This window comes from Streptomyces nodosus (assembly GCF_008704995.1).
Lineage (GTDB): Bacteria > Actinomycetota > Actinomycetes > Streptomycetales > Streptomycetaceae > Streptomyces > Streptomyces nodosus.
The window spans coordinates 7,072,542-7,085,887 of record NZ_CP023747.1 but is presented as its reverse complement, the minus strand read 5'-3'; the positions used below and the strand labels follow the sequence as shown (position 1 = coordinate 7,085,887).

Genomic DNA, 13,346 nt, shown 5'->3' with positions numbered 1-13,346 from the left:
CCCTCGGGCGTCCCCGGGCCGCCGGACCGGCTCAGGCCAGCGCGGTCAACGGGTCGTCCAGCACCGGCTGCCAGGCCAATTCGGCCGCCCCCACCAGGCTGTTGTGGTCCAGCGTGCACGCCAGGATGGGAACACCCCCGCTGCGGCCCCACAGACTGCGGTCGGCGACGACGGCGCGGAGGCGTTCGGGGTCGGCGTCGAGCAGGGTGCGGTGCAGTCCGCCGAGGATGATGCGGTCCGGGTTCAGGATGTTGACCAGCCCGGCGAGGCCCAGGCCCAGCCGGTCGATCAGCAGCTCGACGGCGGCGCGCACGGCGGGGTCGGTCCGGTACCGGGTACGGATCAGGTCGTTGGACTGCTGGAGCAGCGAGACCTCGGGGCCGGCGTCGCGGCCCGCGGCCTCCAGGAAGGCCAGCGGGTCCGCCTCCACGTCGAGACAGCCGCGGCTGCCGCAGTGACAGGGACGGCCCTCGGGGTTGACGGTGAGATGGCCCACCTCGAGCGCGAGCCCCGAACTGCCGGTGTGCAACCTGCCGTCGAGCACCAGCGCACCGCCCACCCCCCGGTGCCCGGTGGCCACGCACAACAGGTCCCGGGAGCCACGACCCGCGCCGTGCCGGTGCTCGGCGAGCGCGGCGAGGTTGACGTCATTGGCGGCGAAGGCGGGCCCGGTGATGCCCGCGGCCCGCACCCGCTCGGCGAAGATCTCCCGCACGGGTGCGCCCACCGGCCAGGCCAGGTGCAGGGGGTTGAGCGCGAGGCCCTCGGGTTCGGCGACCGCGGACGGTACGGCGAGTCCGGCGCCCACACAGTGCCGCCCGGTCTCGTGCAGCAGTTCGGCGCCCGCCTCGACCACCGAACCGAGCACCTTCGCGGGATCGGGGTCGACGGTCTCACAGCCGGGCGCGGTCGCGACGATCCGGCCGCCGAGCCCCACCAGGGCGGCACGGAAGCCGTCCGCGTGCACCTGGGCGGCGAGCGCGACCGGCCCGTCGTCGGCGAGTTCGAGCCGGTGCGAGGGCCGGCCCTGCGCGCCCGCGGCGGCGCCCGGGTGGGCGTCGACGCGGATCAGCCCCAGCGCCTCCAGTTCGGCGGCCACCGCCCCGGCGGTGGCACGGGTGACGCCCAGTTCGGTGGTGAGCACGGCACGCGTGGGCGCACGTCCGGTGTGCACCAGTTCCAGAGCGGGACCGAGCGCTCCGCGCCCCCGGTCCAGCCGCGTCCGCGCGTTCCCTTCCCCTGCCGCCCTCAGGCCCGCCTTGCCAGTCATGAGGGCGAGTCTCCCATGATCCGCTCCGGGTCCGGTCCGAGACCGCTGACCCGCAGCGTGATGTTCAGCCGGCCCGTCAGCCCGAGCGCGGCGGGTGCCGTCCCCGGGTGCACCCTCGGCACCCCGTGGTACGCGAACCGCGCCGGACCGCCGAAGACGAACAGGTCGCCGCTGCGCAGCTCGACATCGGTGAAGGGGCGCGCCCGGTTCTCGGTGTTGCCGAAGCGGAAGACGCAGGAATCGCCGAGGCTGAGCGACACCACGGGGGCGCCGGACCGCTCGTCGTGGTCACGGTGCATGCCCATACGGGCATCCGCGTCATAGAAGTTGATCAGGGCGATGTCGTAGGGCTCGGAGGGCAGGAACTCCGGGCCGAGAGCGGCCTCGACCGCCTCCGGGCCCAGTGCGGCCAGTCGGCCGGGCAGCGGTTTGACGGGGGCACCGTCGCCGTCGACGACGGTGCGGGCGTAGCCGTACGGGTACCAGTGCAGGCCGAGGCAGACCTGCCGGGCGGTCATCGTGCCGCCGCCCGGGGTGTGGACGGTGCGCAGTCCGGCGGGCGGTCGGGCCCACTCCCGGCAGGCCCGCAGAAGCCGGAGCTGACGGTCCGTGTCCAGCCAGTCCGGCACCTGGACGGCGCCGGGTGCGACCTCCCTGCGGCTGCGCGGGAACAGCTCGGCGTCCATGGCCCCATCATCACGCATCCGGCGCGGGCGGCGGAGGGGTGCGCACCCGGCCGGACCAGGGGCCCGGCCGGGGCTCGGCTAGCCTGGACGCACCATGAACGACCGTGTGACCACGCCCTGGGGCGCCTGTGAGCTGACCCGTTTCCCCGAGGATCCCCGCGACCGGCTGCGCGCCTGGGACGCGTCCGACTCCTATCTGCTGCGGCATCTCGCGGCGAACGACACGCCCCTGGACGGTGCGGTCGTGGTCCTCGGCGACCGGTGGGGCGCGCTCACCACCGCGCTCGCGGCTCACCGTGCGACGCGGACCGTCCCGGCAGGGGGCGCCCTGACGCAGATCACCGACTCCTTCCTGGCCCATCAGGCCGCCCGCGCCAACCTCGCGCGCAACGGTGTCGAGGAGGACGCCGTCCGGCTGCTCACCACCCAGGACGAGCCGCCGTCCCGCATCGATGTGCTGCTGGTCCGGGTGCCCAAGAGCCTTGCCCTGCTGGAGGACCAGCTGCACCGGCTGGCGCCCGGGGTGCACGAGGGGACGGTGGTGGTGGGCACCGGGATGGTGAAGGAGATCCACACCTCGACGCTGAAGCTGTTCGAGCGGATCCTGGGCCCGACCCGCACCTCGCTCGCCGAGCAGAAGGCCCGGCTGATCTTCTGCACCCCCGAGCCGGGACGTGACCGGGGCGCCGACCCGTGGCCGTACCGCTATCGGCTGCCGGACGGCATCGGCCCGTTGTCCGGCCGGACCGTCACCAATCATGCGGGCGTGTTCTGCGCGGACCGTCTCGACGTAGGGACCCGGTTCTTTCTGCGGCATCTCCCGGTGACCCGGGGCGGGTCGCGGATCGTGGACCTGGGCTGCGGCAACGGGGTGGTGGGGCTGGCCGCCGCGCTGGCCGACCCCGGGGCCGAAGTGGTGTTCGTCGACGAGTCGTACCAGGCAGTGGCCTCGGCCCGGGCGACCTACCGGGACAACGCCGACGGGACGGCGGAGTTCCGGGTGGGTGACGGCCTGTCCGGGGTGCCCGACGCGAGCGTGGACCTGGTGCTCAACAACCCGCCGTTCCACTCCCATCAGGCGACGACCGACGCCACCGCCTGGCGCATGTTCACCGGGGCGCGGCGTGCCCTGCGGACGGGCGGCGAGCTCTGGGTGATCGGCAATCGTCATCTGGGCTATCACATGAAGCTGCGCCGCCTCTTCGGCAACAGCGAACTGGTCGCGAGCGACGCGAAGTTCGTGGTGCTGAAGGCCGTCAAGCGGTAGCCGGCCGGGACGGGCGAAGGCCCGGGTCCGGTGTCGCGTGTCGCGTGTCGCGTGTCGCGTGTCGCGTGTCGCCGGCGGCGGGCTACGGGGATCCGTGCGACGGCGCGGGGGCGCCATCCGATCGCAGTACCGTGACCAGATGGGTGACGGTGTGGACCATCGCCTCCCGCCCCACGGTGAGATAGCCGCGTGAGTCGACCGCCTCGGGGTGTGCGGCGAGGAACTCCCGGATCGCACCGGTCATGGCGACATTCAGCGCGGTACCGATGTTGACCTTCGCCATGCCGCCGGCGACGGCCGCCCTCAGCTCCTCGTCCGGCAGCCCGGAGGAGCCGTGCAGCACGAGCGGCACATCGAGCGCGGCGCTCAACCGCCCGAGCAGTCCGTGGTCGAGGGCGGCGGTGCGGGTGGCCATCGCATGGGTGCTGCCGACGGCGACGGCCAGGGCGTCGACACCCGCGTCGGCCACGAAGGCGGCCGCCTCCCGGGGGTCGGTGCGCGCGCCGGGCGTGTGCGGGTCGGGCGGGGGCTCGCCGTGCTTCCCCCCGATCTGCCCCAACTCCGCTTCGATCCACAGCCCTTGGGCGTGTGCCCAGTCGGCGGCGGCGCGGGTGGCGGCGAGGTTCTGCGCATACGGCAGCCGGGCCGCGTCGTACATCACGGAACTGAAGCCAGCGCCCGGGGCCTGCCGGAGCAGGGCGTCGCTCCGGACATGGTCGAGATGGAGGGCGACGGGGACGGCGGCGTGCCGGGCGGCGTCGGCGGCGGCTCGGGCGAGCGGCAGCAGGCGTCCCTGGCGGAACTTGACGGCGTTCTCGCTGATCTGGAGCACGACGGGAGCCTGGGCCGCCTCCGCGCCCGCGATCACGGCTTCGACATGTTCGAGAGTGATCACATTGAACGCGGCGACGGCACCACGTGCCGCCACGGCGGCGGCGATCAGCTCACCGGTGTGGGTGAGGGGCACGGTCCCTCCCTCTCAGCGGGCGCTCTGGTCGGCGGGGGCGAGCACCACCGAACGGGTCAGATGCCGCGGCCGGTCGGGGTCGAGGCCCCGGGCGGCGGCCAGGGCGACGGCGAGCCGCTGGACGCGGACCAGTTCGGCGAGCGGGTCGAGCCCGCCGGACACCCACAGCCCTCCGGTCTCCCCGACCTGCCGGGTGAGCCCCTCGGGGGCCTCGCCGAGCATCCAGGTCGCCCGTCCACGGGTGGTGATGCTGATGGGGCCGTGCCGGTACTCCATCGCCGGATAGGACTCGGTCCAGGCCAGCGAGGCCTCGCGCATCTTCAGCCCGGCCTCGTGGGCGAGCCCCACGGTCCAGTCGCGGCCCAGAAAGGTGAACTGGTCGCAGTCGACGAGCCCTTCGGGCAGCGGGGTGCCGAGCGCGGTACGGGCGTCGGCGACCACGGTGTCCGTATGCCGGCCGAGGTGGGCGCGCAGCAGGGTGAGGGCGGTGGTGGCGAACCGGGTCTGCACCACGGAGCGTTCGTCCGCGAAATCCAGCGCGATCACCTCGTCGGCCCGCTCCCTGACGGGGGTGGCCGGATCGGCGGTGATCGCGGTGGTCCTGGTGCGGCCGCGGAGGTCGCCCAGGAGATCGAGCACCTCGGTGGTGGTGCCGGACCGGGTGAGGGCGACGACCCGGTCGTACCGGCGCCCCCGCGGGAACTCGGAGGCGGCGAAGGCGTCCGTCTCGCCCTGGCCCGCCCCCTCGCGCAGCACGGCGGCGGACTGCGCCATGAAGAACGAGGTCCCGCATCCCACGATCGCGACCCGCTCCCCCGCCGCCGGCAGCGCATCCCGGTGTGCGGGAGCGCGCTCGGCGGCACGGCTCCAGCACTCAGGCTGGCTGTTCAGTTCGTCCTCGACATGCGTCATACCGCACCCCTCCCGCCAGCATTGCGTGTTTCTGCAAGATAGGGCCTCCTTTCGAGCACAATCAAGCATCGCGACGGAAGACGGCTGGGTTAAGGTCGAGCGCCGAAGATCGGGAGAGAAGGCCGGGAGAAGGGATCGGAGAGTGGGGATGTCGCGCGACGCCCGCTGGAACACCCTGCTGGAACTGCTCGTGCAGCGGGGCCGACTGGACGTCGAGGAGGCGGCGGCCGAGCTGGAGGTGTCGGCCGCGACGATCCGCCGGGACTTCGACCGGCTCGCCGATCAGCAGATGCTGGTGCGCACCCGGGGCGGGGCGGTGGTGCACGGCGTCTCCTACGAGCTGCCGCTGCGTTACAAGACGGCCCGGCACGCCTCGGAGAAGCAGCGCATCGCCGAGGCGGTGGCCGGGCTGATCGCGCCCGGTGAGGCGGTGGGGCTGACCGGGGGCACCACCACCACGGAGGTGGCCCGCGCCCTGGCGGTGCGCGACGACCTGACCTCGGGCTCCCCGGCGCTGACCGTCGTCACCAATGCGCTGAACATCGCCAATGAACTGGCTGTGCGCCCCCAGTTCAAGATCGTGGTGACGGGCGGGGTCGCACGCCCGCAGTCGTACGAGCTGATCGGACCGCTCACGGACGGTGTGCTCGGCCAGATCACCCTCGATGTGGCCGTACTGGGTGTGGTGGCCCTCGATGTGGCCCACGGTGCGGCGGCGCACGACGAGGCGGAGGCCGCGGTGAACCGACTGCTGTGCGAGCGTGCCGAGCGGGTCGTGGTGGCGGCGGACTCCAGCAAGCTGGGGCAGCGCGCGTTCGCCCGGATCTGCGGGACGGAATCGGTGGACACACTGGTCACGGACGCGGCGGCAGGGACGGACACGGTACGGCGCTTCGAGGAGGCGGGCCTCCGGGTGATCGTGGTCTGACCGCGGTTCCACGCCCGTCCGCTCCCCGTGCCGCCCGAGGCCCCTGCACCTAAGCTGAGAGCCGCGGCGGGTGCGCCGGGTGTCAGGGAGGCTGTCATGGCCGATTCGTCGTCCGACCAGTGCAACCAGTACGTGCCCGGGGACACCCGGTATCTGCCGATCGCCGAGCACGGGCTGATCGGTGACCTCCGCAGCGTGGCCCTGGTGGGGTCGAACGGCACCATCGACTGGTACTGCGTCTCGGCCTTCGACGCCCCGAGCGTCTTCGCCTCGATCCTGGACGCGGACCGGGGCGGCTCCTTCGAGCTGACCGCGACCGTGCCCGGCCGGACCAAGCAGTTCTACTTCCCCGACACCAACATCCTGATCACCAGGTTCTTCACCGAGGACGGCGTCGGTGAGGTGCAGGATTTCATGCCCATCGGCGAGAAGGCGGTCGAGACGGAACGCCACCGCCTGATCCGGCGGGTCCTGTGTGTGCGCGGCTCCCTCCCCTTCCGGGTGCAGGTCTCCCCGCGGTTCGACTACGGGCGGCAACCGCACACCCTGCAGCTGCACGGTGATATGGCGCTCTTCGAGTCCGTCGGCCTGTCGCTGGCCCTGACCGCCACCGTCCCCCTGGAGGGCGACGACCGGGACGTATGGGCGGACTTCAAGCTCGCCGAGGGCGAGTCGGCGGTGTTCGCGCTGGACCAGGTCGACAGCAATCTCCCTCCGCTGATGTGTGCGCGCGCCGAGGCGGAGCGCCAGTTCGCCACCACGGTGGCGTACTGGCGACGTTGGCTGTCCTCCTCCCGCTACCGCGGCCGGTGGCGGGAGATGGTGCACCGTTCCGCCCTCACTCTGAAGCTGCTCACCTACGCGCCGAGCGGCGCGATCGTGGCCGCGGCGACCACCAGCCTGCCCGAGCAGATCGGCGGCGAACGCAACTGGGACTACCGGTATGTATGGGTGCGCGACGCGGCCTTCTGCGTCTACGCCCTGCTGCGCCTCGGCTTCACCGGCGAGGCGCAGGCGTTCATGAACTTCGTGACCCGGCACATCATCCACGGCGAGGGAGGACCGTCGGGACCGCTGCAGATCATGTACCGGATCGACGGCAGCACCGACCTGCCCGAGCAGGAACTCGACCATCTGGAGGGCTATCAGGGCTCCGCACCGGTGCGGGTCGGCAACGCCGCCGCCGACCAGCTCCAACTCGACATCTACGGCGCCCTCATCGACTCGATCTACCTCTACGACAAATGGGCGCAGCCCATCTCCAGCGACCAGTGGGACGACGTCTGCAAGCTGGTGGACTGGGTCTGCAAGCACTGGGACCAGCCCGACGAGGGCATCTGGGAGACCCGCGCCGGCCGCAAGAACTTCCTCTACTCCCGGCTGATGTGCTGGGTGGCGATCGAGCGCGCCATCCGGGTCGCCAACCACCGTGGTCTGCCCGCCGATCTGCCCCGCTGGCGGCAGAACCGCGACACCATCTACCGGCGGATCATGCAACGGGGCTGGTCCGAGACGCGCAAGGCCTTCGTCCAGAACGAGGACGACGATGTCCTCGACGCGGCGCTGCTGATGATGCCGCTGGCCAAGTTCATCGCGCCCACCGACCCCAAGTGGCTGTCCACGCTGGACGCCCTCACCCAGGACCTGGTCTCCGACTCGCTGGTCTACCGGTACGACCCCCTGGTGAGCCCGGACGGCCTGCGGGGCGAGGAGGGGACGTTCTCGATCTGCTCGTTCTGGTACGTGGAGGCCCTGACCCGGGCGGGCCGTCTGGACGAGGCACGCCTGGCCTTCGAGAAGATGCTGACCTACGCCAACCATCTGGGCCTGTTCGCCGAGGAGATCAGCCACACCGGCGAGCAACAGGGCAACTTCCCCCAGGCGTTCACCCACTTCGCGCTGATCAGTGCCGCCTTCAACCTCGACCGGGCCCTGGGCTGAGGAGCAATCGGCCGACGCCCCCCGGTTTGCCCCGCGCTCGCTCCAGGAACAAGGCTGCCCCTATGACCGTCGTGCCGTCCCCCCATCTGCCGCCCGCCCCGCACCGTCCGCACCGGGTCCTGATGGTGCTCTTCGACGGTGTCCAGGTCCTCGACGCCACCGGCCCTCTGGAGGTCTACGGCGCCGCCAACGCGTACGGCGGCGACTACCGCATCACCACGGCCTCCCTGGACGGCAAACCGGTGACGGCGACGGCCGGGGTGCGGCTCATGCCCGATCTCGCGCTGGACGAGGTGGACCTCCCGCTCGACACGCTCATGGTGCCCGGCCGTCCCGACTGGTGGGCGGCCGTCTCCGACACCCCGCTGGTGACCGCCGTCGCACGGCTGGCGGCGGCCTCCGGGACGGTCGCGTCGATCTGTGCGGGGGCGTTCCCCCTGGCCGCCACCGGACTGCTGGAGGGACGGCGGGTCGCCACCCACTGGCGGCTCGCCGCCGACCTGGCCGCGCGCTACCCCGGCCTCACGGTGGACAGCGACGCCGTCTTCGTGCGCGACGGACGCTTCGTCACCTCCGCGGGCATCACCGCGGGCATCGACCTGGCGCTGTCGCTGGTGGAGGCGGACCTCGGCGCGGACGTGGCGCGGGCGACCGCCAAACACCTCGTGGTGTTCATGGCCCGGCCGGGCGGGCAGTCCCAGTTCTCGGTGCGGCAGAGCGCCCGGTACGGCACCGACTCAGTGCTGCGCCATGTCCTGGACGCGGTCACGGCCGATCCCCGCGGAGACCACACCCTGACGGCGATGGCCCGGCGCGCCGGGGTCAGCGAACGGCATCTCACCCGTCTGTTCCGGACCGAGACCGGTATGACCGCGGCGCAGTTCGTCGAACGGATCCGGCTGGAGGCCGCCCAGGCCCTCCTGGAGAGCGGCGGCGACCCCCTCGACTCGGTGGCCCGTGCGAGCGGGTTCGGATCGGTGGAGACGATGCGCCGGGCCTTCCGGCGGATCCTCGGGGTGACACCGGGGGCGTACCGGGACCGGTTCCGCACCACACGGCGGCAGGACACACAGGTCCCGGGAAACCCATGGCCGCCGGCCGGTCACTCGGGCCAGTCGGATCCGAGGATGACGTCGACGAAGTTCTCCCGCTCGAACCCGGGCACATAGCGCTCCAGCACATCGGCCTTGACATTGCCGAACGTCGTCCGGGGACGGTGGGCGATGCCGTCCGTGAACGCCTTCAGGATCTGCCGTTTGAAGTCGGGCCGCGGATGCGCGGCGACTACCTCCTCGAGCGCCCGGTCACCGATCTCGTCGAGGCCGAGGCCCAGCACATCGGCCTCGACGCCCGCGGTGACCAGGGCGACCTCGGGCGCCATGTGCCAGGGGATCTCGGGGGTGGTGTGCAGGGCGATCCCCTCCCACACCAGTTGCGCGTCGTCGGGTCCGATGCCGTGCCGGCGGAGGAAACTCCGGGCCTCGTCGGCACCGTCGATCTCGAAGCGCTGGTCGTCACGGCGGTAGCGCTCGGTCAGGCCCAGGTCGTGGAAGAGGGCGCCGACGTAGAGGAGTTCGGGGTCGGCGTACAGCCCGCGGTTCAGTCCGCGCAGCACACCCCAGAAGTAGACGCGCCGGGAGTGGTGGAAGACGGTGGGGGAGGCCGCCTCCCGGACGAGTTCGGTCGCCTCCCGAGCGAGCTTGCTGTCGGGTACGCCGATGCCGGCGATCTTGGCCGGAATGGTGTCCATGATGTCCTCCGATGTACTCCGGTACGGGGCGGGCAGGACTCCGGGCCCGGGCGGGCGGTCGGTCACCGGTGCCGCCGTGCCTTCGGCGGTCCCGGCCCGGTCCCGGTGGCCACATGTCCCAGTCAACGCCCGTCCCGCCCTCGGGCGCGGCGGTCGCGCGGGACACGCGACCCTCGGATCGGGACACCCTCCCGTCCCGGCGGCAACCGGCGACGGACCGAAACCAGGGCCCGCCCGTTTCCGCAGGTGTCGCCTCCGCTTCCCTTGCCGGGGTCCGGGCGCCCTCCTACCCTTACTTTGTGCCGCAGATAAACAAACTGGCCCCGCACAGTGTCGTGCCGGGCGACGACCTGACCAGACTCCGGATCGCCATCACCGCCTTCTTCGCCCTCGACGGCTTTGTCTTCGCCGGATGGGTGGTCCGGATCCCGGCGGTCAAGGAACAGATCGGGGCGTCGGCCGGCGACCTCGGGCTCGCGCTGCTCGGGGTCTCCGCCGGAGCGGTGATCACGATGACACTCACCGGACGGCTCTGCCGCCGCTTCGGCAGTCACCCCGTCACCGTGGTCTGCGCCGTCCTGCTGTCCCTGAGCGTGGCCCTGCCCCCGCTGACCCACTCGGTGCTCGCACTGGCGCTGGTGCTGCTGCTCTTCGGAGCCGCGTACGGCGGTATGAACGTCGCGTTCAACAGCGCCGCCGTCGATCTGATCGCCGCGCTCCGACGGCCGATCATGCCGGTCTTCCATGCCGCGTTCAGCCTGGGCGGCATGGTGGGCGCCGGACTCGGCGGGCTGGTCGCGGGGTTCCTGTCCCCCACCCGGCATCTGCTCGGGCTCACCGTGATCGGTCTGCTGGTGACCGCCGCCGCCGGACGCACCCTGCTGCGTCATCAGCCTCCGGCACCGGCGGACCTCGCTCCCTCCGAGGGACGCACACCCCGCCTCCCGAAGACCCGGGGCCAGGGCCGGGGCCGGGGCCTGGTGACCGTGTTCGGGCTGATCGCGCTCTGCACCGCGTACGGAGAGGGCGCACTGGCGGACTGGGGCGCCCTCCACCTGGAGCAGGACCTGGACGCCCACCCGGGTGTGGCCGCGGCCGGATACTCCTGCTTCGCGCTCGCCATGACCGTGGGCCGGCTCACCGGCACGGCGCTCCTGCAACGCCTCGGACCGGTCCGTACGGTGATGGCGGGCGGTGCCACGGCCGCGGCCGGCATGCTGCTGGGTTCGCTCGCCCCGTCCGTGTGGGCGGCTCTGGCCGGTTTCGCCGTCACCGGCCTCGGCCTCGCCAATCTCTTCCCGATCGCCGTCGAACGGGCCGGGGCCCTCGCGGGCGCCGGCGGGGTCGCCGTCGCCTCGACGCTCGGCTACGGCGGAATGCTCCTCGGCCCGCCCGCGATCGGGTTCATGGCGGACTGGTACTCGCTGCCCACCGCGCTCACCAGTGTGGCGGTGCTGGCGGCGGTGGCCTCCGTGATCGGCTGCGCGATCGGGATCGGGGCGCGCCGCGCGGCCGCCGTGCGTCCCTGAGTCCAGGGTCGCCGTCCGCCGTGGGGCCGTCGTCCGCCACGGTTCCGCCGTTTGCCATGGGTCCGCGGTCCGTCACAGGTCCGCGGTCCGCTTCGAGTCCGCCGTCCGCCACGGGCCCGCGGTCCGCTTCGGCCGCGGCGCCGCCGCTCAGCCCAGCCAGCCGGGTCGTACCAGTCCCGACTCATAGGCCAGCACGACGAGTTGGGCCCGGTCGCGGGCGCCCAGCTTCACCATGGTGCGGCTGACATGGGTCTTCGCCGTGAGCGGGCTGACGACGAGACGGCGGGCGATCTCGTCGTTGGACAGGCCGATGCCGACCAGGGCCATCACCTCCCTCTCCCGCTCGGTGAGTTCATCGAGCGGGACGGCGCCGGCCGGCTCCTTGGAGCGGGCCGCGAACTCGGCGATGAGCCGCCGGGTCGCCCCCGGCGAGAGCAGGGCGTCGCCGTCGACCACCGCGCGTACCGCGCGCAGCAGTTCGTCCGGCTCGGTGTCCTTGACCAGGAAGCCGGAGGCACCGGAGCGGATCGCCTCGAAGACGTACTCGTCGAGCTCGAAGGTGGTGAGGATGACCACCTTCACATCTTCCAGGTCCGGTTGCCCGGTGATCCGGCGGGTCGCGGCGAGCCCGTCGAGCAGCGGCATACGGATGTCCATCAGCACCACGTCGGGCCGTAGTTCGCGCACCCCGCGCAGCGCCTCCTCGCCGTCGGATGCCTCCCCGGCGACCTCGATGTCGGGCTGCGCGGAGAGCAGCGCCTTGAACCCGGCCCTGACCAACAGCTGGTCGTCGGCGAGCAGTACCCGGATCAACGGTCCTCCCTGTCTTCGGGGGTCGCCCCGCGCTTTTGGGGTTCCTCGGGCGACACCGTCAGCGGCAGTACCGCGATCACCCGGAAACCGCCGCCGGGGCGGGGCCCCGCCTCGAGCGTCCCGCCGAGCGCGGCGGCCCGCTCCCGCATACCGGCGAGTCCGCTGCCGCTGCCCCCGGCGTCGGCACCGCTCGCGGGACCGTCGTCGTCGACCCGGAGGCGCAGTACACCCGCCGTGCCGTCGAGGTGCACCCGCGCCTGCCGTGATCCCGAGTGCCGTACCACATTGGTGAGGGCCTCCTGGACGATACGGAACGCGGCGAGGTCGGTGCCCGGCGCGAGCCTCGGCGACTCGCCCTCGACCGTGACCGTGAGACCCGCGTGCCCGGCCTGCTCGACCAGCTCCGGCAGCCGGTCCAGGCCGGGCGCGGGCGCGCGGGGCGCGTCACCGGGAGTGCGCAGCGTGTCCAGCACCTGGCGTACCTCCCCGAGCGCCTCCTTGCCGGCGGCCTTGATGGTGATGAGCGCGGTGCGCGCCTGCTCCGGGTCGGAGTCCAGGAGCGCCAGGCCGACGCCCGCCTGGACGGTGATCACGGAGATGTTGTGGGCGAGGATGTCATGGAGTTCGCGGGCGATGCGGAGCCGCTCCTGGTCCGCACGACGCCGCGCCGCCTGGGCGCGTTCGGCCCGCTCACGCGCCCACTGTTCACGCCGGACGCGCACCAGTTCCGCCAGCGCCACGAGCGCCGCCACCCAGGCGGCGACCACCAGCTCCTGACCCCAGGAGGCGGCCGTGTCGCCGGGCGGCGGCAGCCACCGGTACAGCCAGTGCGCGACCAGGACGTGCCCGGCCCAGAACATCCCCACGGCCGCCCAGGCGGCCCTGCGGTGTCCGGCGACCAGGGCGCTGAAACAGCCGACCGCGACGGTGAGCAGGACCGGTCCGAACGGGTAACCGGCGCCCAGATAGACCATCGCTGCCGCCGCCGTCACGAACACCACCAGGACGGGATGCCGCTGCCGCCACAGCAGCGCCCCCGAGGCGACGAGCACCAGTACGAAGGCGAGGGCATCGAGGGGTGCGCGGCCCCCGCGCTGGTGGTGGGCGGAGAAGTGGGTGCCGACGACCACGAAGGCGGTGAGCAGCACGGTGCTGCGCCAGGGCAGGCGGAATCCGCGGGGCTCCTCGCCCCAGCGGCGCCACCACGGCGGGCCGTGCCATGGCCGCCGGTCCTCTGTGCTCTGCTCCTCCATGAGGTTCACGCTAGACGCCCCTGACCGGGG

The 13,346-nt window shown here is 72.6% G+C and carries 12 protein-coding genes; 5 read left to right on the top strand and 7 right to left on the bottom strand.

The genetic code is table 11. The features are described from left to right. Positions 1 to 31 precede the first annotated feature (31 nt). Together CP978_RS31565 and CP978_RS31560 are read right to left on the bottom strand one after the other, a co-directional pair. The gene (locus CP978_RS31565) at positions 32 to 1,270 is read right to left on the bottom strand and encodes an ROK family protein (protein WP_043446597.1); all 1,239 of its coding nucleotides are present in this window, start codon (positions 1,268 to 1,270) and stop codon (positions 32 to 34) included. Next, the gene (locus CP978_RS31560; RefSeq protein ID WP_043446595.1) at positions 1,267 to 1,956 is read right to left on the bottom strand and encodes an alpha-ketoglutarate-dependent dioxygenase AlkB family protein; all 690 of its coding nucleotides are present in this window, start codon (positions 1,954 to 1,956) and stop codon (positions 1,267 to 1,269) included. Before CP978_RS31560 ends, CP978_RS31565 begins: the two co-directional genes overlap by 4 nt. A gap of 94 nt (positions 1,957 to 2,050) precedes the next feature. On the opposite strand from CP978_RS31560, the gene CP978_RS31555 reads away from it, so the two are divergent. Continuing rightward, the gene (locus CP978_RS31555) at positions 2,051 to 3,223 is read left to right on the top strand and encodes a methyltransferase (protein ID WP_174498700.1); all 1,173 of its coding nucleotides are present in this window, start codon (positions 2,051 to 2,053) and stop codon (positions 3,221 to 3,223) included. 82 nt (positions 3,224 to 3,305) lie between these two features. Here the strand turns inward: CP978_RS31555 and CP978_RS31550 are convergent, their stop codons facing one another. Both CP978_RS31550 and CP978_RS31545 read right to left on the bottom strand, forming a co-directional pair. After that, the gene (locus CP978_RS31550; protein WP_043446592.1) at positions 3,306 to 4,190 is read right to left on the bottom strand and encodes a class II fructose-bisphosphate aldolase; all 885 of its coding nucleotides are present in this window, start codon (positions 4,188 to 4,190) and stop codon (positions 3,306 to 3,308) included. Between the two features lie 12 nt (positions 4,191 to 4,202). Then, positions 4,203 to 5,102 (bottom strand): SIS domain-containing protein, encoded by a 900-nt coding sequence (locus tag CP978_RS31545; RefSeq protein WP_043446589.1) that lies wholly within the window; start codon positions 5,100 to 5,102, stop codon positions 4,203 to 4,205. 148 nt (positions 5,103 to 5,250) lie between these two features. Between CP978_RS31545 and CP978_RS31540 the strand changes: the two genes are divergently transcribed. From CP978_RS31540 to CP978_RS31530, 3 genes are all read left to right on the top strand, one after another. Beyond that, positions 5,251 to 6,030 carry a DeoR/GlpR family DNA-binding transcription regulator gene (locus CP978_RS31540; protein WP_043446587.1) on the top strand — a complete coding sequence of 260 codons (780 nt, stop codon included), beginning with the start codon at positions 5,251 to 5,253 and terminating at the stop codon, positions 6,028 to 6,030. A gap of 96 nt (positions 6,031 to 6,126) precedes the next feature. Beyond that, positions 6,127 to 7,971, top strand: a complete 1,845-nt coding sequence (locus tag CP978_RS31535; protein ID WP_052454410.1) for a glycoside hydrolase family 15 protein — start codon at positions 6,127 to 6,129, stop codon at positions 7,969 to 7,971. Positions 7,972 to 8,033: 62 nt separating this feature from the next. Then, the gene (locus tag CP978_RS31530; protein ID WP_079162592.1) at positions 8,034 to 9,140 is read left to right on the top strand and encodes a GlxA family transcriptional regulator; all 1,107 of its coding nucleotides are present in this window, start codon (positions 8,034 to 8,036) and stop codon (positions 9,138 to 9,140) included. On the opposite strand, the gene CP978_RS31525 is transcribed toward CP978_RS31530, so the two are convergent. After that, the gene (locus CP978_RS31525) at positions 9,074 to 9,712 is read right to left on the bottom strand and encodes an HD domain-containing protein (protein WP_107070585.1); all 639 of its coding nucleotides are present in this window, start codon (positions 9,710 to 9,712) and stop codon (positions 9,074 to 9,076) included. The genes CP978_RS31530 and CP978_RS31525 overlap by 67 nt on opposite strands. Before the next feature lie 344 nt (positions 9,713 to 10,056). On the opposite strand from CP978_RS31525, the gene CP978_RS31520 reads away from it, so the two are divergent. Beyond that, on the top strand, positions 10,057 to 11,250 hold the full coding sequence (locus CP978_RS31520; RefSeq protein WP_043446579.1) for an MFS transporter: 1,194 nt from the start codon (positions 10,057 to 10,059) through the stop codon (positions 11,248 to 11,250). 147 nt (positions 11,251 to 11,397) lie between these two features. Here the strand turns inward: CP978_RS31520 and CP978_RS31515 are convergent, their stop codons facing one another. After that, a complete protein-coding gene (locus CP978_RS31515; RefSeq protein ID WP_043446575.1) occupies positions 11,398 to 12,063 on the bottom strand; it encodes a response regulator transcription factor in 666 nt (221 codons plus the stop codon). Beyond that, entirely contained in the window at positions 12,060 to 13,316 is a 1,257-nt protein-coding gene (locus CP978_RS31510) for a sensor histidine kinase (RefSeq protein ID WP_107070477.1), read from the bottom strand. Before CP978_RS31510 ends, CP978_RS31515 begins: the two co-directional genes overlap by 4 nt. Positions 13,317 to 13,346 lie beyond the last annotated feature (30 nt).